Origin of the sequence: Xanthobacter lutulentifluminis, from assembly GCF_043194675.2 — a bacterium.
GTDB lineage: Bacteria > Pseudomonadota > Alphaproteobacteria > Rhizobiales > Xanthobacteraceae > Xanthobacter.
This window is the reverse complement of sequence record NZ_CM195525.1, coordinates 2,403,647-2,430,611: the sequence shown is the minus strand read 5'-3', so window position 1 is coordinate 2,430,611 and position 26,965 is coordinate 2,403,647. Positions and strand designations below refer to the sequence as shown.

General features: G+C 69.8%; 21 protein-coding genes. 14 read left to right on the top strand and 7 right to left on the bottom strand.

All coding sequences use genetic code 11. From position 1 onward, the window contains the following. Positions 1-17: 17 nt before the first annotated feature. The 4 genes from V5F49_RS11090 (at position 18) to thiE (ending at position 5,181) form a co-directional block, all read left to right on the top strand. The gene (locus V5F49_RS11090; RefSeq protein WP_394115747.1) at positions 18-1,526 is read left to right on the top strand and encodes an FAD-linked oxidase C-terminal domain-containing protein; all 1,509 of its coding nucleotides are present in this window, start codon (positions 18-20) and stop codon (positions 1,524-1,526) included. 19 nt (positions 1,527-1,545) lie between these two features. Then, positions 1,546-2,757 (top strand): glycolate oxidase subunit GlcE, encoded by a 1,212-nt coding sequence (glcE, locus tag V5F49_RS11085; RefSeq protein ID WP_394115748.1) that lies wholly within the window; start codon positions 1,546-1,548, stop codon positions 2,755-2,757. A 44-nt stretch (positions 2,758-2,801) separates the two neighbouring features. Next, positions 2,802-4,121, top strand: a complete 1,320-nt coding sequence (glcF, locus tag V5F49_RS11080; protein WP_394115749.1) for a glycolate oxidase subunit GlcF — start codon at positions 2,802-2,804, stop codon at positions 4,119-4,121. A 424-nt stretch (positions 4,122-4,545) separates the two neighbouring features. Next, complete coding sequence (gene thiE / locus V5F49_RS11075; protein ID WP_394115750.1) at positions 4,546-5,181, top strand: thiamine phosphate synthase; 636 nt, start codon at positions 4,546-4,548, stop codon at positions 5,179-5,181. A 103-nt stretch (positions 5,182-5,284) separates the two neighbouring features. Here thiE and V5F49_RS11070 read toward each other — a convergent pair whose 3' ends face one another. From V5F49_RS11070 to V5F49_RS11040, 7 genes are all read right to left on the bottom strand, one after another. Then, positions 5,285-6,529: a phenylacetate--CoA ligase family protein gene (locus V5F49_RS11070; protein WP_394115751.1), complete on the bottom strand. Its 1,245-nt coding sequence runs from the start codon at positions 6,527-6,529 to the stop codon at positions 5,285-5,287. A gap of 237 nt (positions 6,530-6,766) precedes the next feature. Then, complete coding sequence (locus tag V5F49_RS11065) at positions 6,767-7,603, bottom strand: ABC transporter ATP-binding protein (protein WP_394115752.1); 837 nt, start codon at positions 7,601-7,603, stop codon at positions 6,767-6,769. 93 nt (positions 7,604-7,696) lie between these two features. Continuing rightward, positions 7,697-8,977 carry an ABC transporter substrate-binding protein gene (locus V5F49_RS11060; protein WP_394115753.1) on the bottom strand — a complete coding sequence of 427 codons (1,281 nt, stop codon included), beginning with the start codon at positions 8,975-8,977 and terminating at the stop codon, positions 7,697-7,699. Positions 8,978-9,096: 119 nt separating this feature from the next. Continuing rightward, a complete protein-coding gene (locus V5F49_RS11055) occupies positions 9,097-10,167 on the bottom strand; it encodes a branched-chain amino acid ABC transporter permease (RefSeq protein WP_394115754.1) in 1,071 nt (356 codons plus the stop codon). A 4-nt stretch (positions 10,168-10,171) separates the two neighbouring features. Further along, positions 10,172-11,065, bottom strand: a complete 894-nt coding sequence (locus V5F49_RS11050) for a branched-chain amino acid ABC transporter permease (protein WP_394115755.1) — start codon at positions 11,063-11,065, stop codon at positions 10,172-10,174. 55 nt (positions 11,066-11,120) lie between these two features. Continuing rightward, positions 11,121-13,079 carry a long-chain fatty acid--CoA ligase gene (locus V5F49_RS11045; RefSeq protein WP_394115756.1) on the bottom strand — a complete coding sequence of 653 codons (1,959 nt, stop codon included), beginning with the start codon at positions 13,077-13,079 and terminating at the stop codon, positions 11,121-11,123. Positions 13,080-13,087: 8 nt separating this feature from the next. Beyond that, complete coding sequence (locus V5F49_RS11040) at positions 13,088-13,939, bottom strand: ABC transporter ATP-binding protein (protein ID WP_394115757.1); 852 nt, start codon at positions 13,937-13,939, stop codon at positions 13,088-13,090. Between the two features lie 168 nt (positions 13,940-14,107). Here V5F49_RS11040 and V5F49_RS11035 point away from each other — a divergent pair, with 168 nt between their 5' ends. The 10 genes from V5F49_RS11035 to V5F49_RS10990 all read left to right on the top strand — a co-directional run bounded on the left by V5F49_RS11035 (position 14,108) and on the right by V5F49_RS10990 (position 26,928). Next, positions 14,108-15,739 (top strand): AMP-binding protein, encoded by a 1,632-nt coding sequence (locus V5F49_RS11035; protein ID WP_394115758.1) that lies wholly within the window; start codon positions 14,108-14,110, stop codon positions 15,737-15,739. A 278-nt stretch (positions 15,740-16,017) separates the two neighbouring features. Then, positions 16,018-16,758 carry a TetR/AcrR family transcriptional regulator gene (locus tag V5F49_RS11030; protein ID WP_394115759.1) on the top strand — a complete coding sequence of 247 codons (741 nt, stop codon included), beginning with the start codon at positions 16,018-16,020 and terminating at the stop codon, positions 16,756-16,758. Between the two features lie 312 nt (positions 16,759-17,070). Next, positions 17,071-18,678, top strand: a complete 1,608-nt coding sequence (locus V5F49_RS11025; protein ID WP_394115760.1) for a carboxyl transferase domain-containing protein — start codon at positions 17,071-17,073, stop codon at positions 18,676-18,678. Positions 18,679-18,730: 52 nt separating this feature from the next. Continuing rightward, positions 18,731-19,537, top strand: a complete 807-nt coding sequence (locus tag V5F49_RS11020) for an enoyl-CoA hydratase/isomerase family protein (RefSeq protein WP_394115761.1) — start codon at positions 18,731-18,733, stop codon at positions 19,535-19,537. Further along, the gene (locus V5F49_RS11015) at positions 19,534-21,534 is read left to right on the top strand and encodes an acetyl/propionyl/methylcrotonyl-CoA carboxylase subunit alpha (protein ID WP_394115762.1); all 2,001 of its coding nucleotides are present in this window, start codon (positions 19,534-19,536) and stop codon (positions 21,532-21,534) included. The genes V5F49_RS11020 and V5F49_RS11015 overlap by 4 nt, the downstream gene beginning before the upstream one ends. Then, on the top strand, positions 21,534-22,439 hold the full coding sequence (locus V5F49_RS11010; protein WP_394115882.1) for a hydroxymethylglutaryl-CoA lyase: 906 nt from the start codon (positions 21,534-21,536) through the stop codon (positions 22,437-22,439). Before V5F49_RS11015 ends, V5F49_RS11010 begins: the two co-directional genes overlap by 1 nt. A gap of 386 nt (positions 22,440-22,825) precedes the next feature. Then, positions 22,826-23,299: a division/cell wall cluster transcriptional repressor MraZ gene (locus V5F49_RS11005; protein WP_394115763.1), complete on the top strand. Its 474-nt coding sequence runs from the start codon at positions 22,826-22,828 to the stop codon at positions 23,297-23,299. Further along, positions 23,296-24,333, top strand: coding sequence for a 16S rRNA (cytosine(1402)-N(4))-methyltransferase RsmH (rsmH, locus tag V5F49_RS11000; protein ID WP_394115764.1), 1,038 nt, complete (start codon positions 23,296-23,298; stop codon positions 24,331-24,333). Before V5F49_RS11005 ends, rsmH begins: the two co-directional genes overlap by 4 nt. A gap of 5 nt (positions 24,334-24,338) precedes the next feature. Continuing rightward, positions 24,339-24,971: a cell division protein FtsL gene (ftsL, locus tag V5F49_RS10995; RefSeq protein WP_394115765.1), complete on the top strand. Its 633-nt coding sequence runs from the start codon at positions 24,339-24,341 to the stop codon at positions 24,969-24,971. Between the two features lie 259 nt (positions 24,972-25,230). Next, positions 25,231-26,928 carry a peptidoglycan D,D-transpeptidase FtsI family protein gene (locus V5F49_RS10990; protein WP_394115883.1) on the top strand — a complete coding sequence of 566 codons (1,698 nt, stop codon included), beginning with the start codon at positions 25,231-25,233 and terminating at the stop codon, positions 26,926-26,928. Positions 26,929-26,965: the final 37 nt, after the last annotated feature.

The window sequence follows — 26,965 nt, the reverse complement described above, 5'->3', positions numbered from 1 at the left end:
GCGCGAGGGACGCCGCCATGACGGGAACAGCTCCGGGCCTCAGGCTGCCGGAAGCGAAGGGGGAAGTGCTCGCCCGCCGGGACCAGATCATCGCCGACCTCCGGGCCATCGTGCCCGGCGAGGGCGTGATCTCCCACGAGCGCGAGATGCGGCCCTACGAAAGCGACGCCCTCACCGCCTATCGCCAGCTGCCGCTGGTGGTGGTGCTGCCGTCCACCACCGCGCAGGTGGCGCAGGTCCTGAAATACTGCAGCGACAACGGCATCCGCGTGGTGCCGCGCGGCGCCGGCACCTCGCTCTCCGGCGGCGCCCTGCCGCTCGGGGACGCCGTGCTGCTGGGCATGGGCAAGTTCAACCGCATCCTCGAGGTGGACACCGCCAACCGCTGCGCCGTGGTGCAGCCCGGCGTCACCAACCTCGGCATCTCCAAGGCGGTGGACCATCTCGGCTTCTATTACGCGCCCGACCCCTCCTCGCAGATCGCCTGCACCATCGGCGGCAATGTCGGGGAGAATTCCGGCGGCGTGCACTGCCTGAAATACGGGCTGACCACCAACAACGTGCTGGGCGTGGAGCTGGTGCTGATCACCGGCGAGATCGTGCGGCTTGGCGGCAAGCATCTGGATGCCGGCGGCCTCGACCTGCTCTCGGTCATCATCGGCTCGGAGGGGCTGCTCGGCGTGGTCACCGAGGTCACCGTCCGCCTCCTCAAGAAGCCCGACACGGCCCGGGCGGTGCTGGTGGGCTTCCCGACCTCCGAGGATGCAGGCGCCTGCGTGGCGCAGATCATCGCCGGCGGCATCATTCCCGCCGGCATCGAGATGATGGACAGGGACGCCATCGCCGCCGCCGAGGCCTTCGTGCACGTGGGCTATCCGCTCGACGTGGAGGCCCTGCTGATCGTCGAGCTGGACGGGCCGGAGGCCGAATGCGCCCACCTGCTGGAAGAGGTCACGCGCATCGCCGAGGGCTGCAACGCCGTCACCCTGCGCGTCTCCACCAGCGAGCAGGAACGGCTCGGCTTCTGGGCCGGCCGCAAGGCCGCCTTCCCGGCGGTGGGCCGGCTCTCGCCCGATTACCTCTGCATGGACGGCACCATTCCCCGCCGCGAGCTGCCGTTCGTGCTGGCGCGCATGCGCGAGCTCTCCGCCAAGTACGGGCTTCGGGTGGCGAACGTGTTCCACGCCGGCGACGGCAACCTGCACCCGCTCATCCTCTATGACGCCAACGCCCCCGGCGAGCTGCACGCGGCGGAGAGCTTCGGCGCCGACATCCTGCGCCTGTGCGTGGAGGTGGGCGGCGTGCTCACCGGCGAGCACGGGGTGGGGGTGGAAAAGCGCGACCTCATGGACACCATGTTCAACGAGGTCGACCTCGCCCAGCAGCTCAGGCTGAAATGCGCCTTCGACGCGGACAGCCTGCTCAATCCCGGCAAGGTGTTCCCGACGCTCCACCGCTGCGCCGAGCTCGGCCGCATGCATGTGAGCGGCGGCGCCCTGCCCTTCCCCGACCTGCCGCGCTTCTGACGCGCCGGACGAGACAGCCATGAGCGAGACCATCGAAGCCCGCGACGAGGCGGAGGTGGCGGACACGGTCCGCGCCACCCTCGGCACCGGACGCACCATCGAGATCCGGGGCCAGGGCTCCATGCACGCGCTCGGCCGCCCGGCTGCGGCCGACATGGCCCTCGACCTGTCGGGCCTGACCGGCGTCACCCTCTACGAGCCCGAGGAGCTGGTGCTGTCCGCCCGCGCCGGCACCCCCCGCGCCGATATCGAGGACATGCTCGCCTCCAGCGGGCAGATGCTGGCGTTCGAGCCCATGGACGCGGGTCCCCTGCTCGGCGGCCCCGCGCGCACCGGCACGCTGGGAGGCATGTTCGCCGTCAACCTCGCCGGACCGCGCCGCATCAGCCACGGCGCGGCGCGCGACCATGCGCTGGGCATCCGCGCCGTCTCCGGCCGGGGCGAGGTGTTCAAGTCCGGCGGACGGGTGGTGAAGAATGTCACCGGCTACGACCTGCCGCGCCTGATGGCCGGGGCCTGGGGCACGCTCGGCGTCGTCACCGAGATCACCGTGAAGGTGCTGCCGCGCCCGCCGCTGGAAGCCACCGTGCTGGCGCCCGTGGACGGGCCGGAGACGGCGGCGCGGGCGCTGTCGGCGGCCATGGGCTCCTCCTGCGAGGTGTCCGGCGCCGCTTTCCTGCCGGAGACCATCACCGGCCGCCTGCCCCATCTTGCCGGCGCGCCGACCAGCGTGGCGCTGCGCATGGAGGGGTTCGGCCCCTCGGTCGCCGCCCGCCGTGCCATGCTGGCGCAGGTGCTCGCCGCCTGCGGGTCCCTCCAGACGCTGGAGACCGATGCCTCCCGCGACCTGTGGCGGGCGGTCCGCGACGTGGCGCCATTCCAGGGGCTGGGCGAGCGGGCGCTGTGGCGCATCTCCACCGCCCCCACCGCCGGTCCCGCGCTGGCGACGCGCCTCGCCGCCGATCTCGGGGGCGAGGCCTTCTGCGACTGGGCCGGCGGCCTCGTCTGGCTGAGCCTGCCCGGAGAGGGCTCCCACGCCCAGGAGGTGCGCGCGGCCCTCGCGCCCCACGGCGGCCACGCGACCCTGTTCCGCGCCAGCGCGGCCGAGCGCGCCCGCACCGCGGTGTTCCAGCCGCTCGACGGCGCCCTCGCCGCCCTGACCCAGCGCGTGAAGGAGAGCTTCGACCCCGCGCGCGTGCTCAACCCCGGCCGCATGCATCCGGGAATGTGAGATGACGTACCGCCCTCCCGCTCCTCCCGCGCACGGCTGAGCCCATGCAGACCCATTTCTCCCCCGCCCAGCTCGCCGATCCGCGCATCCAGGAGGCGGACAGGATCCTGCGCGCGTGCGTGCATTGCGGCTTCTGCACCGCCACCTGCCCCACCTACGTGCTGCTCGGCGACGAGCTCGATTCCCCGCGCGGGCGCATCTACCTCATCAAGGACATGCTGGAGAACGACCGCCCGGCCTCGGCCGAGGAGGTGAAGCACATCGACCGCTGCCTCTCCTGCCTCTCCTGCATGTCCACCTGCCCCTCCGGCGTGAACTACATGCACCTCGTGGATCAGGCGCGGGTGCATATCGAGAAGACCTATTCCCGTCCGCCGGCCGACCGGCTGGTGCGCGAGCTTCTGGCGCGCGTGCTGCCCTATCCGGCCCGCTTCCGCATGGCGCTGGTGGGCGCGCTCGCCGGCCGCCCGTTCGCCGGCCTGCTGGCCAAGGTGCCGGCGCTGAAGCCGCTCGCCGCCATGCTGCGCCTCGCCCCCGGCCTGCCCGCCGGCCCCTCGCCGGCCGAGGCCGCCGGCGTCCACCCGGCTCAGGGCACGCGGCGGGCGCGCATCGCGCTGCTGCGCGGCTGCGCCCAGCCGGTGCTGCGGCCGGAGATCGACGCCGCCGCCGTGCGGGTGCTGACGCGCCTCGGGGTTGAGGTGGTGCGGGTGGAAGGGGAAGGCTGCTGCGGCGCCATCGTCCACCACATGGGGCGCGAGGAGGAGGCGCTCGCCTTCGCCCGCACCAACGTCGACGCGTGGATCCGCGAGATGGACGGGCCGGGGCTCGATGCCATCGTCGTCACCACGTCCGGCTGCGGCACGCCCATCAAGGACTACGGCCACATGCTGCGGCTCGACCCCGCCTATGCCGAAAAGGCGGCGCGGGTCTCGGCCATCACGCGGGACATCACCGAGTTCCTCGCCACCCTCGACCTGCCGCGCGCGCCCGCGCCGCTGGGCCGGACGGTGGCCTATCACGCCGCCTGCTCGCTCCAGCACGGGCAGAAGGTGAAGGGCCCGCCGGTGGAGCTGCTGCGCGCCGTGGGCTTCACCGTCGCCGAGCCGTTCGACGCGCATCTGTGCTGCGGCTCCGCCGGCACCTACAACATGCTGCAGAGCGATCTCGCCGGCCAGCTGAAGGCCCGCAAGGTGGCGACGCTGGAGGCGCTGGGGGCGGACGTGATCGCCGCCGGCAACATCGGCTGCATGACGCAGATCGCCTCCGGAACCGGCGTGCCGGTGGCCCATACGGTGGAGCTGATCGATTGGGCCACCGGCGGCCCGCCGCCCCCCGGCATCACCTTCCCGGCCCGCGCGGCCTGAGCGCGGGCCCGGCGGGATCGGACCGCCTCACCGGCGGTCGGCGCTCGCCCTCATCGAAGAAGAGCGCGAGACCCCGGCCGCGCGGCGATGGGATCGCGCCGGCCACAGGCGCGCGGTCCGGGCCGGTCGACCCAACGCACCGGGGCAACCGCCTCTCGCGCCAGGCCGCAGAATGCCTCGGCCGAGCGGCTTGCCCGGGCTGTCGCCGCCCGGGCAAGGGCGCTGTGCACACGGGGCGCTTCTGTGCCGCCGCGCCGCGCGATAGACAGGGCGTGAAGAAACGGGGCGCGCGGCGCCGCAGCAGCCGGTGGCGCCCGCTCTTGCGGCGGTCGCGCGGGATCCGGTGCGGGGCGGCGGCTTTCACGGGCCGCGGTCTGCACGCATCGCAGGCCCGGCACAGAGGTTCCGCAAAGAGGTTCCCACCATGGCCCAGGCAGTCGACCTCACGCTCTATCTCGTCACCGATCCCCGCCTCGTCGCGGCGCGCGGGCTCGCGCCCGTGGTGGAGGCTGCGGTGCGGGGCGGCGCCACCATCGTCCAGCTGCGCGATCCCGACGCCCACGGCCGCGCGCTGGTGGAGCAGGCGCGGGTGCTGAAGGCGCTGCTTGCCCCGCTCGGCATCCCCCTGATCGTGAACGACCGGGTGGACGTCGCCGTCGCCGCCAGGGCCGATGGCGTCCACCTCGGGCAGGACGACATGGCGCCCGCCGACGCGCGGGCGCTGCTCGGCCCCGGCCGCATCCTCGGCCTGTCGGTGGGCAGCCCGGCCGAGCATGCCGGCTCCGACCTCTCGGTGGTGGATTATCTGGGCGTCGGCCCGGTGAAGGCCACCGGCACCAAGGCCAATGCGGGCTCGGCCATCGGGCCAGGCGGCGTCGCCGCCGTGCGCGCCCTCACGCGCCTGCCCATCGTCGGCATCGGCGGGCTGGATGCCGCCAGCGCGGCGGACGTGATCCGCGCCGGCGCGGACGGGGTCGCGGTGGTCTCGGCCATCTGCGCCGCGCCCGATCCGGAAGCCGCCGCCCGCACCCTGCGGCGGGCCATCGCCGCGGCGCGCTGATCGGCGCGGCTTCGTCCCCCGGACGGGAAACGGGCGCGGAGAGTTCTCCCCGCGCCCGTCGTCACATGACCGATGGAAGGTGCTGCTGGCCGGTGCTGTCGCCTCAGATCGGCCGGCGATCCTCGATGGTCTTGGCATCGGCCGGCAGGGTGCCCGGGGCGAGGATGGCGACGCGGCCGCGCAGCTTGGTGGTGGCGCGCAGGTCGTCGATCAGGGCCTCCTCCGCGAGCGCCGCGGCATCCGCCACCTCGACCTCCAGCAGCATGTCGTCCTGATCGCCCTTGCGGTCCACCACGAGCCGGGCCTTGGCCACCGCCGGATGCTTCTTCACCGCCGCCGCCACCTGCACGGGGTGGACGAACATGCCGCGGATCTTCGTCACCTGGTCGGCGCGGCCCAGCCAGCCCTTCAGCCGCACGTTGGTGCGCCCGCAGGGGCTCACCCCCGGCAGCACGGCGGACAGGTCGCCGGTGGCGAAGCGCACGAGGGGATAGTCCGGCTCGAACAGGGTGACGACCACCTCGCCCACCTCGCCCTCGGTCTCCACCGGATCGCCTGTACCGGGGCGCAGGATCTCCACGAGGCAGCCCTCATTGACGATCATGCCCTCCTCGGCCTCGCTCTCGTAGGCGACGAGGCCGAGGTCCGCGGTGCCGTAGCACTGGCGCGCGGTGATGCCGGCGGCCTTCAGCTCGGCCCGGTGGTGGGGCAGGAAGGCCTCGCCGGTCACCAGCGCCTTCTTCAGCGAGGAGATGTCGGCGCCGGTCTCGCGCGCCTTGTCCACCAGGATCTTGAGGAAGGAGGGCGTGCCGCCATAGCCCTGCGGGCGGATGTCGGCGATGGCGCGCAGCTGCAGGTCGGTCTGGCCGACGCCCGCCGGCACCACCGCGCAGCCGAGCGCATGGGCGCCGCTCTCCACCATCGAGCCGGCGGGGGTGAGGTGATAGGAGAAGGTGTTGTGGACGATGTCGCCGGCACGGAAGCCGGCCGCGAACAGGCCGCGGGCGAAGCGCCAGAAGTCCGGGCCGAGGCCCTCCACGTCATAGATCGGCCCGGGCGACATGAAGATGCGCGCGAGCTTGCCGGGAGGCGTCGCGTTGAGCCCGCCGAACGGGTAGCTCTTCGGCTGGATCTCCAGCAGGTCGGACTTGCGGGTGACCGGCAGCTGCGCCAGCGCCTGCCGGCTGGTGATGGCGGCCGGGTCCACGTCCCTGAACAGCGCGGAGAAATAGGGCGCCCTCGCCTTGGCGTGGGCCACCTGCGCGGACAGCGCCTGCAGCAGCGCCGCCTCGCGGGCTTCCGGAGCGCGGGTCTCGCGCGCGTCGTAATGGCGGTTCGGATCGGTCATGGTCGGGCTCGTGTCGCAAGCTGGCCGGTCGAATGCTCTGCTCCCCGGCCGTCTGGAGCGCGAGCGGAAGGAGAGCCGGGGCCCACGCCCCGGTTCGCCGAATGCGGCTCAATCGGTCCCGCCGGCCCCACCGGCCGGCCGCGCCGAAATCCTTCTCCTGGAACTCTTCTCCTGGACCCCGGATCGGCGCTGCGGCGGCGCCGTCGCCTGTCCGGGGCGTTGCCGTTCACGGACGCCTCACAGCCACCGCTTGCGGCGCTTGAAGCTCTTGAGGTTCTTGAAGGACTTGCGCTCCTCGCCGCCGCCCTGGCCGAGGTAGAATTCCTTCACGTCCTCGTTGGACTGGAGCGCGGTCGCGGTGCCGTCGAGCACGATCTTGCCCTGCTCCATGATGTAGCCGTAGTCCGCCACCGAGAGCGCCACGCGGGCATTCTGCTCCACCAGCAGGATGGTGACGCCGAGCTCCGCGTTGAGCTTCTTGATGATGGCGAACACCTCCTTCACCAGCAGCGGCGAGAGGCCCATGGACGGCTCGTCCATCAGGATGAGCTTGGGGCGGGACATGATGGCGCGGCCGATGGCCAGCATCTGCTGCTCGCCGCCGGAGAGATAGCCGGCGAGGCCGGTGCGCTCCTTGAGACGCGGGAAGTATTCGTAGACGCGCTCGATGTCGCTCTTCACCTGGTTGTCGCGCCGGGTGAAGGCGCCGAGGCGCAGGTTCTCGAGGCAGGTCATGTCGGCCACGATCTTGCGGCCCTCCATCACCTGGAAGATCCCGCGCCGCACGATCTGGTCCGGCTCGATGCCGTTGATCTTCTGGCCGAGGAAATTGACCTCGCCGCGGGTGATCTCGCCGTCCTCGGTCTTCAGGAGGCCGGAGATGGCTTTCAGCGTGGTGGACTTGCCGGCGCCGTTGGAGCCGAGCAGCGCCACGATCTTGCCCTGCGGCACCTTCAGCGACAGGCCGCGCAGCACCAGGATGACGTCGTTGTAGACCACCTCGATATTGTCCACCGACAGGAGCGGCGGCGCGGTCTCGGCGGCGGGTTCGAGCTTCAGGGCGGCCTCGGCCATGGCTGTCTCCGGATCGGGTCGCGAGGTGCCCCTCCCCCGCGCGGGGGGAGGGGGCGCATCGTCAGGCGCGCGGGATTGCGCGCGCGGTCGGGCTCACCAGCCCTGCAGCTCGGTCTTGCGCGGCAGGTCGACGGTGGCGACCTTCTCGAGCTTGATGGTGCCGCTCTTCACCAGATCGGCCACCGAGCCCTCGGTCGGGCCGGTCACCACGGCGCGATAGAGATCCACGCGGGTGGTGGGGCGGTGGTCCGTGGCGGTCCAGGTGGAGGGATTGCACACGCCCTCCATGCCCTTCGGCACCCAGTCCTTCTTCTGGTACATGCCGTCGCGGATCTTGATGCCGGTGACGCCGCCGTTCTTGTCCGCCCACTCCATCGCCTCCTTCATGTAGAGGGCGGTGCAGATGGCCGACAGATAGTGCACCGGGCGATAGGCGGTGCCGGAGGCGTCGGACATCTTGGAGATCTCCTTCGCGGTGGCGAGGCCCGGCGCCGAGCCGGACCAGGTGACGGCGGTGCGCACCGGGAACACCACGCCGTTCGCCGCCTCGCCGGCCGCCTTCATGGCGTTCTCGTCCATGCCCCACACATTGCCGAGGAACTGCGCCTCCACGCCGGCGGTCTTGCAGGCCTTCAGCACCGAGATGTTGGAGCCGGCGGTGTTGCCGAGATAGGCGTAGTTGGCGCCGGCCTGCTTCAGCGTCAGGCACTGGGGGGTGTAGTCGCCGGGGGTGAGGGCGAAGGTGATGGGATCGAGCACCTCGAAGCCGAGCTCCTTGGCGTACTCGGCCGCCGCCTCCTTGGGCGAGTTCGGATAGGGGTGGTTGGCGCCCATGTGCACCCACTTGGGCTTGCCGGGCTTGCCCTTGGCCTTCCAGTCGTCGGCGGCCCACTGCACCATGGCGCGGGCGGCGTCCGAATAGGACGGGCCGTAGAAGAAGTTGAACGGCGCGGCGCGCTCGCTCTTGGCGTTCACCTTGCCCACCGGGTCGGTCAGCGAGGCGGAGTAGGAGCCGGAATAGTAGGGGATCTGCTCCTTGGTCACCATCTGCACCAGCGCTTCGGTGTCGGCGGTGCCCCAGCCCTGGATGGCGACCACCTTGTCGGAGCCCACCCACTTCTTGAAGGCGGCCAGCGCGCGCGGCACCTGGTAGCCGTACTCGTTGAAGTCGGAGTTGATCGGCTTGCCGTTCACGCCGCCGTTCTTGTTGATCCAGGCGATGGTGTCCTGGATGCCCTGGCCGTAGGGCTGGCCCACGTCCGAGGTGCCGCCCGAATAGTCGGCGAGATGGCCGATGTTGATGGACTGGGCGACAGCCGGCGCGGCGGCGGCGAGCGCGAGCGCCGAGACGAGGGAGAAGGTGATCCGCTTCATGTACGTCTCCTTGGTTTTTCCTCCGGAGCCTGCCCCGTCCGCCTTCAGCGGCGGCAGGGCAGGTCTCCATCCCTGCGGGGACCGGGCGGTTCTGCGCCGCCTCGGCCGGTCTATTGGTATCAGAACGAGAAGGGGTAGAGCTTCCAGTAAGCCTTGATGAGGCGCCAGCGATGGGCGAGGCCGTCCGGCTCGAAGATCAGGAACAGGATGATCGTCGCGCCGATCAGCATCTCGCGCATGTAGGTGATGCCGTCCTTCAGGTGCAGCATCTGGTCGATGGCCGAGCCCTGGAGCGCGGCGGCGAGCCAGCCGGTGGCTTCCGGCAGCAGCACCATGAAGATGGTGCCCATGAGCGAGCCCATGATGGAGCCGAGCCCGCCGATGATGATCATGCCGAGGAACTGGATGGAGAACAGGATGTCCAGCCCTTCCACCGACATGAAGCCGACGTAGTGCGCATAGAGCGCCCCGCCGATGCCGGCATAGAAGGACGAGATGCCGAACGCCATGGTGCGGTACTTGGTGAGGTTCACGCCCATCATCTCGGCGGAGAGATAATGGTCGCGCACCGCGATCAGCGCCCGCCCGTCGCGGCTGCGCATCAGATTGGTGGCGCCGAGATACATCACCACCACGAAGAACAGCACCACGTAGAAGTATTTGTCGTCGCCCGACAGGTCATAGCCGAACAGGGTGAAGGGCGCGGCAATGGCGCCGTGGGTGCCGCCGGTGAACCACTCCGCCCGCACGAAGAAATCCTGCAGGATGAACTGGGCGGCCAGCGTGGCGATGGCGAGGTAGAGCCCCTTCACCCGCGCGGCCGGCAGGCCGAAGATGAGGCCGACGGCGGTGGTCCACACGCCCGCCAGCACGATGGCGAGCGGCACCGGCAGGCCCTTGTCGGCGAGGAAGGCCGAGGCGAAGCCGCCGAAGCCGAAGAACACCGCATGGCCGATGGAGATCTGGCCGGAGAAGCCGACCAGGATGTTCAGCCCCAGCGCGGCGATGCCGAGATATCCGATCTGGATCATCAGGCTCAGCACGTAGCGCGAGAAGAAGAACGGCGCGAAGCACAGGAGGACCACGGCGCCGACGCAGAACAGCCAGGTGAGCCGCGTCGCGAAGATGGTCTGGTCGGCCCGGTAGCTGGTGCGATAGTCCCCGCACGGGCGCATGGTGGAGATGGCCATGGCGTCAGACCCTTTCGATGTCGCGGGTGCCGAACAGCCCGTAGGGCTTGATCATGAGGATGATGATGAGGGCATAGAAGGGGATGATCTCGTAGAGGTTGCCCCACTTCAGGAACTGGCTGTCCACGTACTGGCCGAGGTTTTCCAGGAGGCCGACGATCAGGCCGCCCACCACCGCGCCGAACACGCTGTCGAGGCCGCCGAGGATCACCGCCGGGAACACCTTGATGCCGAAGTAGGACAAGGCCGAGGACACGCCGTTGACGATGCCCACCACCACGCCGGCGACCGCCGAGACCGCCGCCGAGATGCCCCACGACAGGGCGAACACCTGGCGCACCGAGATGCCGAGCGACTGCGCCACCTGCTGGGAGAAGGCGGTGGCCCGCATGGCGAGGCCGAGCCGCGAGTATTTGAAGAACCAGGCGAAGCCGGCCATGATCGCGAGGCTCACGCCGGTGGACATGAGATAGGCCGTCTGCACCTGCAGCCCGAGGATATCCACCTTGGCCACGCTGAAGATGGGCGGGAACGGCTGCGCGAACGTGCCGAACATCCACTTCATCAGCGCCTGGAAGAAGATGGAAAGGCCGATGGTCACCATGATGACCGAGATGATCGGCTCGCCGATGAGCGGCCGCAGCACCACCATCTGAACGGCGACGCCGAACACCATCATGAAGCAGACCGCGATGAGGAAGCCCCAGAAGAAGGGGATGTTCCAGGCGGTGAGCAGCCACCAGCAGGTCCAGGCGCCGATGAGCAGGAACTCGCCCTGGGCGAAGTTCACCACCTGCGAGGCCTTGTAGATGAGCACGAAGCACATGCCGACCACGCCGTAGAGCGTGCCGATGATGAGCCCGTTGATGATGAGCTGAAGAAGAAGCTGGGACTGCATCAGATGCACTCCGGCAGGAAGGGGAACCGGGGGACGGGACGGGAGGCGCAGGGTGTCATGCCGCCCTCCTCTCGCCGCCGCCCTTGGCCGGCGGCGGGGCGCCGAGGTCGATCACGTCCAGCTTGGTCTTCACGCGCTGGCGGGTGCCGTCCTGGAAGGTGATGGTGGTGTCCACGTCGATCACCTTCTGCCCCTCGTACATGGCATCGATGATCGAGCCGTAGCGCTCGTTGATGACGCCGCGGCGCACCTTGCGGGTACGGGTGAGCTCGCCGTCGTCGGCGTCGAGCTCCTTGTAGAGCAGCAGGAAGCGGCCGATGCGCTGCTTGTCCGCAAGGGTGCGGTTCACCGCCTCCACCTCCTTGGTGAGGAGCGCGATCACCTCCGGCTTGGCGGAGAGATCGGTGTAGGTGGTGAAGGCGATGCGGTTCTTCTCCGCCCACTTGGAGACGATGGAGAAGCGGATGCAGATGAGCGCGGCGAGGCTGTCACGTCCGTCGCCGAGCACCACCGCCTCGGCCACATAGGGCGAGAACTTCAGCTTGTTCTCGATGTATTGCGGCGAGAAGCGGTCGCCGAGCGCGGTCTTCGCCATGTCGCGCACGCGGTCGATGACCACCAGATGGCCCTTCTTGTTGAAGAAGCCGGCGTCGCCGGTGCGCATCCAGCCGCCCTCGTGGAACGACTTCTGCGTCTCCTCGTCGTTGCGGAAGTAGCCGGTGAAGACGTTGGGATGGCGGGTGACCACCTCGCCGAGGCCGTTCTGGTCGGGATCGTCGATGCGGATCTCCACGCCCTCGAACGGCACGCCGACCGTGTCGAAGTCCACGTCGTCGCCCTTGTGCAGGGTGTAGGCGCCGAGCAGCTCGGTCTGGCCGTAGAGCTGGCGCATGGGCACGCCGAGCGCGAGGAAGAAGCGGAAGGTGTCGGGCCCCAGAGCTGCGCCGCCGGTCGCGGCCGACTTGAGGTGCGAGAAGCCGAGCCGGTCGCGCAGGGCGCGGAACAGGATGAAGTCCGCCAGCGGCGAGCGCCGGCCCTGGTCCAGCGCCTTCAGGCCGAGCTTCATGCCGAGATCGAACATGGCGCGCTTGAAGGCGGAAGAATCCATCATCCGCGAGCGCACGTCGGCGGCGATCTGCTCCCACACGCGCGGGGCGAACAGCACGAACGAGGGGCCGATCTCGCGCATGTCGGCCATCAGCGTCTCCTGCTCCTCCACGAAGTTGACCTTCATGCGGGAGATGAGCGCCTGACCGAAGGCGTAGATCTGCTCCATGATCCACGGCATCTGCAGCACGCTGACATATTCCTCGTCAGGGCCGCGCGGGTCCATGTCGAGATACGCCCGGCAGTGGCTGAGCACCGCGCCGGCGGTGAGCATGGCGAGCTTGGGATGGGAGGTGGTGCCCGAGGTGGTGCACAGGATGGCGACCTCGGTGCCCTTGCCCGCCGCCACCAGCCGGTCGTAGGCGCCGGCATCGCTTGCAGCCAGGGCGGCGCCGCGCTTCTCCAGCTCCTTCAGGGAGATCAGGCGCGGATCGTCATATTTGCGGATGCCGCGCGGGTCGGAATAGACGATGTGCCGGACGGTGGGGATCTTCTCCTCGAGGGAGAGCAGCTTGTCGACCTGCTCCTCGTCCTCGGCGAACACCACGGCAACGTCGGCATAGGTGATGAGATAGGCCACCTCGTCCGCCAGCGCGTCGCGGTAGATGCCGAGGCTCATGCCGCCGAGCGCGTGGGTGGAGATCTCCGCCATCAGCCATTCGGGGCGGTTGTCGCCCAGAAGGCCCACCACGTCGCCCCGGGCGACGCCGAGCGTGGTGAGGCCGAGGGTGATGTCCCGCACCCGCTCGGCAACCTGCCGCCAGGTGTAGGAGATCCAGATGCCGAGGTCCTTCTCGCGCAGCCACACGTCGTCCGGATGGTTGCGGGCGTTGAGGGCGAGCAGCTTCGGCAGGGTGTCGTGGACGGTGACGTCCGGATAGGCGGCGGTGATGCGGGTCTCAGCCATGGGACGCCTCACGCGCTCAGGGCGGCGGGGGCCGCCTCGTCCTCGAGGAGGGGATCCTCCTCGCCCAGATAGGCCTTGCGCACATGCTCGTTGGCGAGCACGTCGGCCGGCAGGCCCTCGGCGATCTTGCGTCCGAAGTCGAGCACCATGACGCGGTGGGAAATGTCCATGACCACGCCCATGTCATGCTCGATCATGATGATCGTCATGCCCCATTCCTCGTTGAGATCGACGATGTAGCGGGCCATGTCCTCCTTCTCCTCGAGGTTCATGCCGGCCATGGGCTCGTCGAGCAGGATCAGCTTGGGCTCCAGCGCCACGGCGCGCGCCAGCTCCACCCGCTTGCGCAGGCCGTAGGAGAGGGTGCCGGCGGTGGCCTTGCGCACATGCTGGATGTCGAGGAAGTCGATCACCTCCTCCACCTTGCGGCGATGCTCCAGCTCTTCCTTCTGGGCGCCGCCGAACCAGTAGAGCGCGCCGGTGAGGAAGTTGTTCTTCAGGAGGTGATGCCGGCCGACCATGATGTTGTCGAGCACGCTCATGTGGCTGAACAGCGCGAGGTTCTGGAACGTGCGGCCGATGCCGATGGCGGCGCGCCGGTTGGGCTTCAGGCGCGTCACGTCCTGCCCGTCGAACCGCACCCGGCCCTCGGTGGGCGAGTAGCGGCCGGAGATGCAGTTCAGCATCGACGTCTTGCCTGCGCCGTTCGGGCCGATGATGGAGAACAGCTCGCCCGGACGCACATGGAAGCTCACGTCGGACAGGGCCTTGAGCCCGCCGAACCGCAGCGAGATGTTCTCGATGCTCAGGAGAGCGGCCGTGACCGGATCAGCCCCAGCCGAAGCTGCGGGTAGCGACATATTTCCCCTCCCTCAATCCCGTAACGGGGCGGCCTCTCTGGGCCATGTCTCATATTGTGAGACGATATTAGGCGACATTATCTAGCGTCATCTCACATCTTGCAAGAGCATCCCGCGAACTTCAGAAAAATATTGCGGGCGCCCCGAAATCATCTCACATTGTGAGACATGACTGTATCTCTGGACCTTGACACAAATTCCCCCAAGGGCGCGCAGAGCCTGTCCCGCGCCGTGGCCGTCCTGCGGGCCGTCGCCAGCGCGCCGCCGCTCGGCGCGCGGCTGGCAGATCTCGTGGAGGACACCGGCCTGTCCAAGCCCACGGCGCACCGGCTGGCCGCGGCGCTGGTGCACGAGGGCCTGCTCGCCTATGACCCGGCCGCGCGGCTGTATTCGCTCGGCGCCTTCTTCCTGAGCCTGAGCGATCGCGCCGGAAAGGCGGCGGAGCTGGCGGCGGAAGCGGATTCCACGGTTGATCCAAGCCTGTACCAGCGGCCGGAGTATCGGGGAGAGGCGATCCCCCTCGCCCACCTGCTGTGCGACCGGCACCTGCCCGGCAAGCGCTCGCATCCGGCCATGATCCACGAATCCGTGTCGGGCCAGACATCCGAACTGAGCTTTGGCAGGCTTGCTGACTATTCATCTCGCTTTGCTCGTGTATTGGCGACCATCGGCATCAGGAAAGGCGACTGCGTTGCCGTCATGCTGCCCAAGGGCGTCGAGCTCATCATCGCCGCGCTCGCGATCTGGCGGGTCGGCGCCGTCTACATGCCGCTGTTCTCCACCTATTCCGCATCGGCGGTGAATGCCCGCCTGGAAGCGAGCGGCGTGAAGGCCATCATTGCAAACCGGGTGCTGATCGAGCGGGCCCGGAAGTACATCAAGCCAACGACGCCGGTCTTTCTCGTCGAGGGAGACCACATCAACCGCATAGAAGGGCGCGTCACCCAGTTCTGGTCCTCGATCTACGAGGCGGAACCCATGACCGACGCCGCGACCTACGCGGAAAACGACCCCTTCATGATGACCTATTCAGCAAAGACGGTCGAACCTCGGCAGGGCCTGCTGACGCCGGTCCGCGCCCTCGCCGAGATCGAGCAATACATGCGCCACGGGCTCGATGTCCGGGACGAGGACGTGTTCTGGAACATGACCGACCAGGGCTGGGAATACGGGATCTTCTACGGTCTCGTCGGCCCGCTGCTGATCGGCAGCTCCATCCTGTTCTGCGACGGGCCCTACGATGTCTCGCAGGGCTACCGCGTCCTGTCGAAGTTCCGCGTCACCAACCTCACCGCCGCACCCTCCCAGATCCGGGCGTGGCGGCGGGGCGATCCGTCCACCGCATCGCACCAGCTGGCGCTGCGGATGGTGACGGTGGGCGGCGAGCCGCTGCCCCAGGACATCATCGCCTGGGTCACGCAGAAGCTCGGCGTCCCGCTGGTGAACCAGTATGGTCACCGCGAGGCGGGGATGATCGTCGGCATGAAGCATGACCCGCATGATCCCCGCTCCCTGAACCGTGTGTCGGTCGGCCGGGTCGCGCCCGGCTTCTCCCTCGTCGTTCTCGATGACACCGGCGCCGAGCTGGAGGCGGGCGCGGAGGGATTACTGGCGATCCACGTCCGCCGCTCGCCGCTGTTCTGGTTTCGCGCCTACAGGAAGGACGAGGCCGCGACGAAAGCCAGGTTCAGGTTCGGAAACGCCTATTACATCACCGGGGATACCGGGCACATCGACGCCGATGGATGGGTCCACTACAGCGGACAGGCATCCCACGCGATCTCGATGCACAAGGATTGATGTCTCGCCCTCAGGGTCGCCATGACGTCGTCTCCTCCTTGGGCGCCCCCGCTGTGCGGTTTGGCTCGGCGCCGCCGCCCGGTCGTTTCGCCGGGTTGTAGAAACAATCAAGCGTTCTTTTTTATTCTGGTCAAGCGGCATTTCCTGTCGCAGGATGATCTGGCGCGGCGGTGGAGGTAAGCTCGGCGGCGAATCTCCGCCCGCGCCGGATCCCGCATCCGAGGGTCACACGGTCCGGTCACGCCGCCGCGCGGCCGGACGCAACGTTCTGGAAGGCCATGGCCCGCACCATCGGTTCCAACGGCGCCCGCACCGCCGAAGCCATCCGGCAGGCGGGCGTGAAGCTCATCTACCGGCACGGCTACGAGGCCATGAGCCTGCGCCAGCTCGCCGCCGAGGTGGGCCTGCAGTCGGGCTCGCTCTACAAGTATTTCGAGAACAAGCAGAACCTCCTGTTCGACATCGTCCGCGACCACATGGAGGACCTGCTCGGCAAGGCCGAGGCGGACCTTGCCGGCATCACCGACCCCATGGCGCGGCTGAAGACCTTCGCCGCCTTCCACCTGCGCTACCACATGACGCGCATGGCGCACGTCTTCATCGCCAACATGGAGATCCGCAGCCTCGAGAACGAGCACCGCGCGGTGGTGATGGGCCTGCGCCGGCGCTACGAGGGGCTGCTGGAGGAGATCCTGCGCCAGGGCGCGGATGACGGGGCGTTCCAGGTGAGCGAGCCGAAGGTGGCCACCTACGCCATCATCTCCATGCTCACCGGCATCTGCATGTGGTACCGCCCCGGCGGCCGCCTCACCCAGGACGAGCTGGTGGAGATCTATACCGGCCTCGTGGTGTCGGGCGTCCTCGGGCAGGCCCAGCCCGCCGCGCCGCGCCTGCTCGCCGCCGATGCGGCGCCGCTCCAGCCGCACGAAACCGCTGAGCGCGAGGCTGCGCCACGCAAGGCCCGGATGCCGAAGGCACCGGCCGCCGCCGCCCCCGCCGAGCGCGGCCGGCGGCGCTGAAGCCCACGCGCCGGCAGCCTTCGCCTGGAGTTGCGGCGGTCGATCGATTTCCTCCACCAAAACGCTTGCACGACCCGGAAAAAAACGTACGATCGTTTCCAAGCCGGCGCTGACCGGCACCGGAGGAAGATCGCCGCCCACCGCCCGCGCCCGTGACGCGCCAGGCGGCGCATCCTGCTCCGGCCGGCCAGCCGCCCCGAGTCCAGTGCCCCCAAGTCCAGTGCCCATGTCGACCATTCCAAGGTCGGGCATGCCCAGGTCCGTCGTTTCCAAGTCCACTGTTTCCAAGTCCATTGGAGGGCGAGAGCGCTCATGGCGACCATCGAGGATGCGGTTGACCGCCGCTCCGACGCATTCCGCCGCAACCGGGAAGCCCTGGAGGCCTCCGTCGCCGATCTGAGGGCGACGGTGGAGAAGATCGCCGAAGGCGGCGGCGAGGTGGCGCGCGAACGCCACCTGAAGCGCGGCAAGCTGCTGCCGCGGGACCGCATCCGCACCCTGCTGGACACCGGCTCGCCGTTCCTGGAACTCTCCCAGCTCGCCGGCCACGGCATGTACGGCGACGAGGTGCCGGCGGCCGGCATCATCACCGGCATCGGCCGCGTGTCCGGCCGCGAATGCCTCATCGTCGCCAATGATGCGACGGTGAAGGGCGGCACCTACTTCCCCATGACGGTGAAGAAGCACCTGCGCGCCCAGGCCATCGCCCGGGAGAACCACCTGCCGTGCATCTACCTGGTGGATTCCGGCGGCGCCAACCTGCCGAATCAGGACGAGGTGTTCCCCGACCGCGAGCATTTCGGCCGCATCTTCTTCAACCAGGCCAACATGTCCGCCGAGGGCATTCCGCAGATCGCGGTGGTCATGGGCTCGTGCACTGCCGGCGGCGCCTATGTGCCGGCGATGGCCGACCAGTCCATCATGGTGAAGAACCAGGCCACCATCTTCCTCGGCGGCCCGCCGCTGGTGAAGGCAGCCACCGGCGAGGTCGTCACCGCCGAAGAGCTGGGCGGCGCGGACGTCCACACCCGCACCTCCGGCGTCGCCGACCACATGGCGGAGAACGACGCCCACGCGCTCGGCATCGCCCGCTCCATCGTCGCCGATCTCAACACCACCAAGGCGCATAGCCTCGACATCCGCGAGCCGCGCGCGCCGCTCTACGATCCGAAGGAAATCTACGGCATCGTCTCGGCCGATCCCAAGCAGCCGTTCGATGTGAGGCAGATCATCGCCCGCATCGTCGATGCGTCCGAGTTCGACGAGTTCAAGCCGCTCTACGGGCAGACGCTGGTGACCGGCTTCGCCCGCATCTTCGGCTATCCGGTGGGCATCATCGCCAACAACGGCATTCTCTTCTCCGAGAGCGCGCTGAAGGGCGCGCACTTCGTGGAATTGTGCTGCCAGCGCAATATTCCCCTGGTCTTCCTGCAGAACATCACCGGCTTCATGGTGGGGCGGAAGTATGAGGCGGGCGGCATCGCCAAGGACGGCGCCAAGTTCGTCACCGCCGTGTCGTGCGCCAGCGTGCCGAAGTTCACCGTGGTGATCGGCAACTCCTTCGGCGCCGGCAATTACGGCATGTGCGGCCGCGCCTTCGACCCGCGCTTCCTGTGGATGTGGCCCAACGCCCGCATCTCGGTGATGGGCGGCGAGCAGGCGGCCGGCGTGCTGGCGCAGGTGAAGCGCGACGGCATCGAGGGGCGCGGCGGCAAGTGGCCGGCCGAGGAGGAGGAGGCGTTCAAGGCGCCCATCCGCACCCAGTACGAGGTGCAGGGCCACCCCTATTATTCCTCGGCCCGGCTGTGGGACGACGGGGTGATCGACCCCGCCGACACCCGCATGGTGCTGGCCCTCGCCCTCTCCGCCGCCCTCAACGCCCCCGAGCAGGAGACGCGCTTCGGCGTGTTCCGCATGTGATGGCCGCGCCCGCCCTTCCGGCCTTCGCGGCCCCCGCGCGACGGAGCGCCCCATGAGCACGGCCACCATGAGCACGGCCAGCACCGGCCTCACCACCGCCATCGAGGATGGCGTCGCCATCCTCACCCTCGACCGGCCGGAGGTGCGCAACGCTTTCGACGACGCTCTCATCGCCGCCCTCACGGCGGCGTATGAGGCCGCCGGCACAGATCCGACCGTCAACGCGGTCCTGCTGCGCGCCAACGGCCCGGCCTTTTGCGCCGGCGCCGATCTCAACTGGATGCGGCGCATGGCCGGCTACTCGCGCGAGGAGAACCTCGCCGACGCCCGCGCGCTGGCGCGCCTCATGCGCACCATCGACCAGTGCCCCAAGCCGACGCTGGTCCGCGTCCATGGCGCGGCCTTCGCCGGGGCCACCGGACTGATCGCGGCGAGCGACATCGCGGTGGCGGTGCCGGAGGCCGAGTTCGCCATCACCGAAGTGCGCATCGGCCTGATCCCCTCCGTCATCAGCCCGTATCTGGTGCGGGCCATGGGCGAGCGGCAGGCGCGGCGCTATTTCCTCACCGCCGAGCGCTTCTCCGCCGCCACCGCGCTGGCGCTGGGCCTCGTCCACGAGGTGGTGCCGACCGAGGAGCTCGACGCCGCGCTCGCCCGGCACCTGAAGGCGCTCAAGACGGCGAGCCCCGCCGCCGTGACCGCCTGCAAGGACCTCATCGCCGCCGTGGCGCGGCCGCTCGACGACGCCGTGGTGGAGGACACCGCCCACCGCATCGCCGACCAGCGCGTCAGCGCCGACGGCCGCGAGGGTGTCACCGCCTTCCTTGAAAAAAGAAAGCCGAACTGGGGGGCTTCATGATCCGCCCGATCCGCACCCTGCTCGTCGCCAATCGCGGCGAGATCGCCGTGCGCGTGATGCGCACCGCGCGTGCCATGGGGATCCGCACTGTCGCCGTCTATTCCGATGCCGACGCGCACGCGCTGCACGTGGCGAGCGCCGATGAGGCCTATCCCATCGGCCCCGCCCCGGCGCGCGAGAGCTATCTGCGCATCGACGCCATCCTCGATGCCGCCCGCAGGAGCGGGGCGGACGCCATCCATCCCGGCTATGGCTTCCTCTCCGAGAATGCCGATTTCGCCGAGGCGTGCGAGAAGGCCGGCATCATCTTCGTCGGCCCGCCGGCGTCCGCCATCCGCGCCATGGGCTCCAAGAGCGCGGCCAAGGCGCTGATGGAGACGGCCGGCGTGCCGCTGGTGCCCGGCTATCACGGCGAGGACCAGGACGAGGCGCTTATCGCCCGCGAGGCGGATCGCATCGGCTATCCCGTGCTCATCAAGGCCTCCGCCGGCGGCGGCGGCAAGGGCATGAAGGTGGTGCGCGCCGCCGGCGAGTTCGCCGACGCCCTCGCCTCCGCCAAGCGCGAGGCGAAGAGCGCGTTCGGCGACGACCGGGTGCTGGTGGAGAAGTATCTCACCACCCCGCGCCACATCGAGGTGCAGGTGTTCGCCGACAGCCTCGGCGGGGCGGTCTACCTGCACGAGCGCGACTGCTCCATCCAGCGCCGGCACCAGAAGGTGGTGGAGGAGGCCCCCGCCCCCGGCATGACGCCGGAACGCCGCGCCGCCATGGGCAAGGCGGCGGTGGATGCCGCCCGCGCGGTGGGCTACGTGGGCGCCGGCACGGTGGAGTTCATCGCCGAGGGCGAGAATTTCTACTTCATGGAGATGAACACCCGCCTGCAGGTGGAGCATCCGGTGACGGAGGCCATCACCGGGCAGGATCTGGTGGAGTGGCAGGTCCGCGTGGCGCAGGGCGAGCCGCTGCCGCTGGCGCAGGCGGAGATCCCCCTCATCGGCCACGCCATGGAGGTGCGCCTCTATGCCGAGGACCCGGCGCGGGACTTCCTGCCCCAGGTCGGCCGGCTGGATCATCTGGTGCTGCCGTCGCACCTGCCGGGCACCCGCGTGGACACCGGCGTGCGCGCCGGCGACACCGTCTCCATCCATTACGACCCGATGATCGCCAAGATCATCGTCGCCGGCGCCGACCGGCTGGAAGCGGTGCGGCGGCTGGAGGCGGCGCTGGCCGCCACCGAGGTGGTGGGCCTCGCCACCAACCGCGTGTTCCTGAAAGCCATCGCCGCCCATCCTGCCTTCGCCGCGGCGGAGCTGGACACCAACTTCATCGCCCGGCACCACGACGCGCTGCTGCCGCCCCCCGCCCCGCTCGACGACACGGTGCTGGCGCTGGCCGCCCTGTCGATCCTGAAGGAGGAGGCCCGCCAGTCGGCCGAGACGGTGGACGCGGCGGACCCGTGGTCGCCCTGGGGCCTCGCCCCCGGCTGGCGGCTCAACCGCGACGCCCATGTGGACCTGACCTTCGCCGACCAGGAGCGCCGCATCATGGTGCGGGCGCACTTCCGGCCCTCGGGCTTCGTGCTCTCGCTTCCCGGCGGCGACATGCTGGTGGAAGGCGACGGCGAGGCCGACGGCTCCATCCGCGCCCGCCTCGAGGGAGTGGCGCTGACCGCGCGGGTGATCCGCACCGGCACCCGCCTCACCGTGTTCGTGCGCGGCGGGGAGCACGCGGTCGAGTTCGTCGACCCGCGCCTCGCCTCGCAGGCCGCCACCGGCACCGCCGGCCGCCTGGTCGCGCCCATGCCCGGCACCATCATCCGCATCGCGGTTCAGGAGGGGCAGGAGGTGACAAAGGGCGCCGCCCTGGTGGTGGTGGAAGCCATGAAGATGGAGCACACCGTGGCCGCCCCCCGCGACGGCCGCATCAAGGCGCTGAAGTTCGCCGTGGGCGACCTGGTGGACGAAGGCGCCGAGCTGCTCGTGCTGGAGGACGCATGATGGCCCGCCCCGCATCCGTGCGCATCGTCGAGGTCGGCCCGCGCGACGGGCTCCAGAACGAGCCGGGCCTCGTGCCCGTCGCGGCCAAGGTGGCGCTGATCGACGCCCTCGCCGACGCCGGCCTGAAGGTGATCGAGAGCGGCTCCTTCGTCTCGCCGAAATGGGTGCCGCAAATGGCCGACACCGCCGAGGTGCTGGCCGCCATCGGCCGGCGCGAGGGCGTGCGCTATCCCGTGCTCACCCCCAATCTCAAGGGGCTGGAGCTGGCGCTGGCGGCCGGGGTGGAGGAGGTGGCCGTGTTCACCGCCGCCTCCGAGGCGTTCGCGGCCAAGAACATCAACTGCACCATCGCCGAGAGCCTGGAGCGCTTCCGCCCGGTGGCGGACCTCGCCCGCGCCCGCGGCGTGGCGGTGCGCGGCTATGTGAGCTGCGTGCTGGGCTGCCCCTATCAGGGCGAGGTGCCGGTGGCCAAGGTGGTGGAGGTGTCCGAGGCGCTGGTGGCCATGGGCTGCTACGAGGTCTCGCTCGGCGACACCATCGGCGTCGGCACGCCCGACAAGGCGAAGGCCATGGCGCAGGCGGTGGCGCGCAACATCGGCACCGAACGCACCGCCCTGCACTTCCATGACACCTACGGGCAGGCGCTCGCCAACGTGCTGGCCTGCCTGGACCTCGGCATCGCCACAGTGGATGCGGCGGTGGCGGGCCTCGGTGGCTGCCCCTATGCCAAGGGCGCCTCGGGCAACCTCGCCACCGAGGATCTGGTCTACATGCTGGACGGGCTGGGCGTGGAGACCGGCGTCGACCTCGACGCCCTCGCCGCCGCCGGCCGCGCCATCACCGGCGCGCTGGGCCGCACCCCCGCCTCCAAGGTGGCTCAGGCGCTCGCCGCCAAGGCGGGCTGACCGGCCGCTCCGCTCTCCGGACCCTGCAAGCTGGCAGCGACATGAAGGCCCCGCCGTCCACCCGACGGCGGGGCCTTTCGCGTTTGTGGGCCGGCGACGCGTTGATGGCGCGCCGGCGGGGCGGGCGACGGCTCCCGGTTGGAGAAGGCTCGGACGAAGGGAAGCGCCTTCCCTCTCCGGCCGCCGGTCGCACGCGGGAGAAGGTTCCGCTGAGGCCCGGCGCCGCCCGCAGGCCGCCGTCGCGCGCCTCCGCCCATCCGCTTCCGTTTGACGCCCATGATTTCCCATGTTAGCCCATTGTTACCCATGAACAGGATGGACGGCGCTTGCCGTCGGGGGCTGGCGCGGCTCACCGCGCACGCCACAGGAAGGGGCACCCGGGCGCCATGGACCGCTTCGTGTCCACCTACACGATGCGGCTCGACGCCAAGGGCCGGGTTTCCATCCCCGCGCCCTTCCGCACGGTGCTGACCAAGGACGGCGCGGAGGGCCTCTACTGCCACCCGAGCCTGGCGGAACCCGCGCTCGATGCCGGCGGCAACCGGCTGATCGGCGAGATCGACGCGCTGATCGAGAGCTATCCGCCCTATTCCGAGGCGCGCGAGGAGCTGGCGGCCGCCCTCTACGGCACCAGCGAGACGCTGCGGATCGATCCGGAGGGGCGGGTGGTGCTGAGCGACACGTTGAAGGCTCATGCGGCGATCACCGACCAGGTGGCGTTCGTGGGCCTGGGGCACAAGTTCCGGATCTGGGAACCGGAGCGGCTGAAGGCACATCTCGCGGAGGCCACCCGTAGGGTGCGCGAGCTGCGCCAGGCCATCGGCTCCCGAGCGGAGAACCCGAGGGGCGACAGGACATGACGACGGGCCACGGGGTCGGCCCCGCCGACGCCGCTGGCGGACCGGCCCGTCATCTGCCGGTGATGCTCCGCGAGGTTCTCGCGCACCTCGCGCCGAAGGATGCCGGCCATTACGTGGACGGCACCTTCGGCGCGGGAGGCTACACCGCCGCTATCCTCGGCGCGGCCGGCTGCCGCGTGCTCGCCATCGACCGCGACCCCACCGCCATCGCCGGCGGGCAGGCGCTGGTCACGGCGTCTGGCGGGCGCCTGCTGCTGGTGCAGGACCGCTTCTCCCAGCTCGACGAGATCGCCGAGGCCCACGATTTCCTGCCGCTCGACGGCGTGGTGCTGGACATCGGCGTCTCCTCCATGCAGCTGGACGAGGCGGAGCGCGGCTTCTCCTTCCGCCGCGACGGTCCGCTCGACATGCGCATGGGCAGCGACGGGCTGTCGGCGGCCGATCTCGTCGCCACCCTCGATGAGGTGCGCCTCGCCCACATCATCTGGACCTTCGGCGAGGAGCGGCACTCGCGCGCCATCGCCCGCGCCATCGTCAAGGCGCGGGAGGAGGCGCCCATCACCCGCACCGCCCAGCTCGCCGAGATCGTCTCCCGCGTGGTGTGGGCGAAGCCGGGCGAGGTGCATCCCGCCACCCGCACCTTCCAGGCCCTGCGCATCGCGGTGAACGAGGAATTGTCCGAGCTGGTGGAGGCACTTGCCGCCGCCGAGCGGGCCTTGACCCCGGGCGGCCGGCTGGTGGTGGTCACCTTCCACTCGCTGGAAGACAGGATCGTTAAGACTTTTCTGTCAAACCGGTCCAAGGCACCGTCCGCGTCGCGCCACCTGCCGCAGGCGGAAGGTCCGGAGCCCTCCTTCCGCCTCCTGGCGAAGGGAGCGGTGGAACCCGGTCCCGACGAAGTGGCAGGCAACCCGCGCGCAAGGTCCGCGAAGCTTCGCGCGGCCGAACGTACGAACGCCCCGGCGCATCCGGGCGGTGACCTGATGGGGCTGCTTCCGCCCCCATCACCGCAACGCCAAGGGCGGAGACGCTAGACACCATGTTCCGGGTCGCCAACGTCGTGATGGTCATCGCGCTTCTGGTGACCGCAGCCGTGGTCTACCAGCTGAAATATGCCTCCACCTCCGAGGCCGAGCGGCTGGCATCCCTGCGCGTGCAGATCCGCAAGGAGCGCGACGCCATCTCCCTCATGCGGGCGGAATGGGCGCGGCGCACCTCGCCGATCTACATCCAGGGCCTCGCCGAGCGGCATCTGGACATGAAGCGGCTCGACGTCGATTCCATCTCCAGCCTCGACGATCTGCCCGAGAAGCCGGCCAACCCCGGCGACGGCATCGGCGGCATGATCGAGGCGCTGGTGGACGCGCCGCTGGTCACCTCGTCCACCAGTTCCAGGCCCACCGGCTCGTCCACCGCCCCCACCAGCTCCGGCGGCGCCACCGTGCCCGCCACATCGGCGCTGCGCCCGGCCAAGCCGCCGACCCCCGCCCCGCCCAAGCCGGTGGCGAGCGCCACGAGCCCCCGCCCGCCGGCGACCCGTCCCGCGCCCGGTCTTGCCGCGCCCGGCGCCGCCGCCCCTGTGGCCGAGGCCGCGCCGGCGCCGGAAGCCCCTCCCTCCAATCCGCTCGAGGCGCTCGCCCGCCTCCTGCCGCCTGGCATGCTCGGGCGCTGACGAGGTCGTCATGGTCGAAAACCCGTCCCTCTCCGCCCGCCTTTCCCGCATCGCCGGTGATCTCGCCGCCGCCGCCGGCCCCGAGATCGCGCGCGCCGATGCCGCCTGCGCCTCCCTGCTGGAGACGCTGGGCCGCCTCGCCCGCGCCGCCGGCCGCGCCACCCTCGCCGGGCTGAAGCGCGCCGCCATCGCCAGTTGGAACGTGCTGTGGCCGCTGACCGTCCGGCTCGGCCACCTCACCTACCGCGCCGGCCGCCACATGGTGCGCGGCCTGTTCGGGCTCGACCGCGGCGACGCGGAGACGGTGGCGCGCGGGCGAATCAAGATCGTCATGGGCGCGTTCTGCCTGGTGTTCGTGGCCATCGGCGCCCAACTCGCCCATCTCGCCATGAATTCCGACCCCGGGGCGACCCGCGGGCGCGGTGCCGACGCGGTGTCCTCCGCCCGGCCGGACATCATCGACCGCAACGGCGACATCGTCGCCATCGACGTGAAGTCCCCCTCCCTGTTCGCCGAGCCCAAGCGCCTGATCGACCCCGACGAGGCGCTCGAAGGCCTGCTGAAGGTCCTGCCCGACCTCGACGTCGAGGAAGCGCGCAAAAGGCTCAATTCCGGCAAGGGCTTCGCCTGGCTGAAGCGGGAGATCACGCCGGCGCAGATGCGCGCCATCCACCGGCTTGGCCTCCCCGGCATCGGCTTCCTCAAGGAAAACCGCCGCATCTATCCCGACGGCCCCATCCTGTCCCACGTCATCGGCGGCGTGAACGTGGACAACCAGGGCATCTCGGGCCTCGAGAAGTACATCGACGGCCGCGGCCTCGCCGAGCTGCACCTCGCCGGCTTCGCCACCGACCGCCAGCAGGAGCCGGTGCAGCTCTCCATGGACATGCGTGTGCAGCATGCCGTGCGTGACGAGCTGGTGCGCGCCAAGAACAAGTTCTCCGCCCTGCACGCCATGGCCGTGGTGACGGACGTGGATACCGGCGAGATCGTCTCCATGGTCTCGCTGCCGGACTTCGACCCCAATGTGCCCGGCAACCCGAAGGATGACGCCTACCTCAACCGCCTCACCACCGGCGTGTACGAGATGGGCTCCACCTTCAAGGCGCTGTCGTTCGCCATGGCGCTCGATTCGGGCAAGATCGGCCTGAACTCCACCTTCGACGCCCGCAGCGCCCTGCATTTCGGCCGCTTCAAGATCTCCGACTACCACGCCGAGAACCGGGTGCTGACCGTGCCCGAGATCTTCCTCGTCTCCTCCAACATCGGCACCGCCAAGATGGTGCTGGCGCTCGGCGTGGAGGCGCACAAGGCGTTCCTGAAGAAGATGGGCCAGCTCGACCGGCTGGTGACCGAGCTGCCGGAAAGCTCCTTCCCCATCGTGCCCCGGCGCTGGGGCGAGCTGAACTCGGCCACCATCGCCTTCGGCCACGGCCTCTCGGTCGCGCCGCTGCAGGCGGTGATGGCGGTGAACTCCATGGTCAACGGCGGCTATCTCATCCCGCCCACCTTCCTGAAGCGCACCCCCGAGGAGGCGCAGAAGGTGGCGGTGCGGGTGCTGAAGCCCGAGACCTCCGACAAGATGCGCTACATCATGCGCCTCAACGCCGAGAAGGGCACCGCCACCAAGGCGGAGGTGCCCGGCTATCTGGTGGGCGGCAAGACCGGCACGGCGGAAAAGGTCATCAACGGCCGCTACGCGAAGAACAAGCTGCTCACCTCCTTCACGGCGGTGTTCCCGATGGATAAGCCGCGCTACCTGGTGCTGGTCATGCTGGACGAGCCCAAGGCCACCTCGGAGACCTACGGCTTCGCCACCTCCGGCTGGAACGCGGCCCCCACCGCCGGCAAGATCGTGGAGCGCATCGCGCCCATGCTGAACATCGCGCCCCGCCAGAACCTGCCCAATGCCGAGCAGCTCCTGCGGATGCCCGTGAAGGTCGCCGACCGCCACTGATCCGGGGGCGGCAGACCGCGATACCGTCTACGTTCCG

Bases quoted from the DNA above. Each gene is read 5' to 3' on its own strand.
- glcF (WP_394115749.1), top strand. From the start codon at position 2,802: ATGCAGACCCATTTCTCCCCCGCCCAGCTCGCCGATCCGCGCATCCAG.
- rsmH (WP_394115764.1), top strand. From the start codon at position 23,296: ATGACGACGGGCCACGGGGTCGGCCCCGCCGACGCCGCTGGCGGACCG.
- V5F49_RS11060 (WP_394115753.1), bottom strand. From the start codon at position 8,977: ATGAAGCGGATCACCTTCTCCCTCGTCTCGGCGCTCGCGCTCGCCGCC.
- V5F49_RS11040 (WP_394115757.1), bottom strand. From the start codon at position 13,939: ATGTCGCTACCCGCAGCTTCGGCTGGGGCTGATCCGGTCACGGCCGCT.
- V5F49_RS11050 (WP_394115755.1), bottom strand. From the start codon at position 11,065: ATGCAGTCCCAGCTTCTTCTTCAGCTCATCATCAACGGGCTCATCATC.
- V5F49_RS11045 (WP_394115756.1), bottom strand. From the start codon at position 13,079: ATGGCTGAGACCCGCATCACCGCCGCCTATCCGGACGTCACCGTCCAC.
- thiE (WP_394115750.1), top strand. From the start codon at position 4,546: ATGGCCCAGGCAGTCGACCTCACGCTCTATCTCGTCACCGATCCCCGC.
- V5F49_RS11070 (WP_394115751.1), bottom strand. From the start codon at position 6,529: ATGACCGATCCGAACCGCCATTACGACGCGCGCGAGACCCGCGCTCCG.
- V5F49_RS11090 (WP_394115747.1), top strand. From the start codon at position 18: ATGACGGGAACAGCTCCGGGCCTCAGGCTGCCGGAAGCGAAGGGGGAA.
- V5F49_RS11020 (WP_394115761.1), top strand. From the start codon at position 18,731: ATGAGCACGGCCACCATGAGCACGGCCAGCACCGGCCTCACCACCGCC.
- V5F49_RS11055 (WP_394115754.1), bottom strand. From the start codon at position 10,167: ATGGCCATCTCCACCATGCGCCCGTGCGGGGACTATCGCACCAGCTAC.
- V5F49_RS11025 (WP_394115760.1), top strand. From the start codon at position 17,071: ATGGCGACCATCGAGGATGCGGTTGACCGCCGCTCCGACGCATTCCGC.
- V5F49_RS11030 (WP_394115759.1), top strand. From the start codon at position 16,018: ATGGCCCGCACCATCGGTTCCAACGGCGCCCGCACCGCCGAAGCCATC.
- V5F49_RS11010 (WP_394115882.1), top strand. From the start codon at position 21,534: ATGGCCCGCCCCGCATCCGTGCGCATCGTCGAGGTCGGCCCGCGCGAC.
- V5F49_RS11005 (WP_394115763.1), top strand. From the start codon at position 22,826: ATGGACCGCTTCGTGTCCACCTACACGATGCGGCTCGACGCCAAGGGC.
- V5F49_RS11015 (WP_394115762.1), top strand. From the start codon at position 19,534: ATGATCCGCCCGATCCGCACCCTGCTCGTCGCCAATCGCGGCGAGATC.
- V5F49_RS11065 (WP_394115752.1), bottom strand. From the start codon at position 7,603: ATGGCCGAGGCCGCCCTGAAGCTCGAACCCGCCGCCGAGACCGCGCCG.
- glcE (WP_394115748.1), top strand. From the start codon at position 1,546: ATGAGCGAGACCATCGAAGCCCGCGACGAGGCGGAGGTGGCGGACACG.
- V5F49_RS10990 (WP_394115883.1), top strand. From the start codon at position 25,231: ATGGTGCGCGGCCTGTTCGGGCTCGACCGCGGCGACGCGGAGACGGTG.
- ftsL (WP_394115765.1), top strand. From the start codon at position 24,339: ATGTTCCGGGTCGCCAACGTCGTGATGGTCATCGCGCTTCTGGTGACC.
- V5F49_RS11035 (WP_394115758.1), top strand. From the start codon at position 14,108: ATGACTGTATCTCTGGACCTTGACACAAATTCCCCCAAGGGCGCGCAG.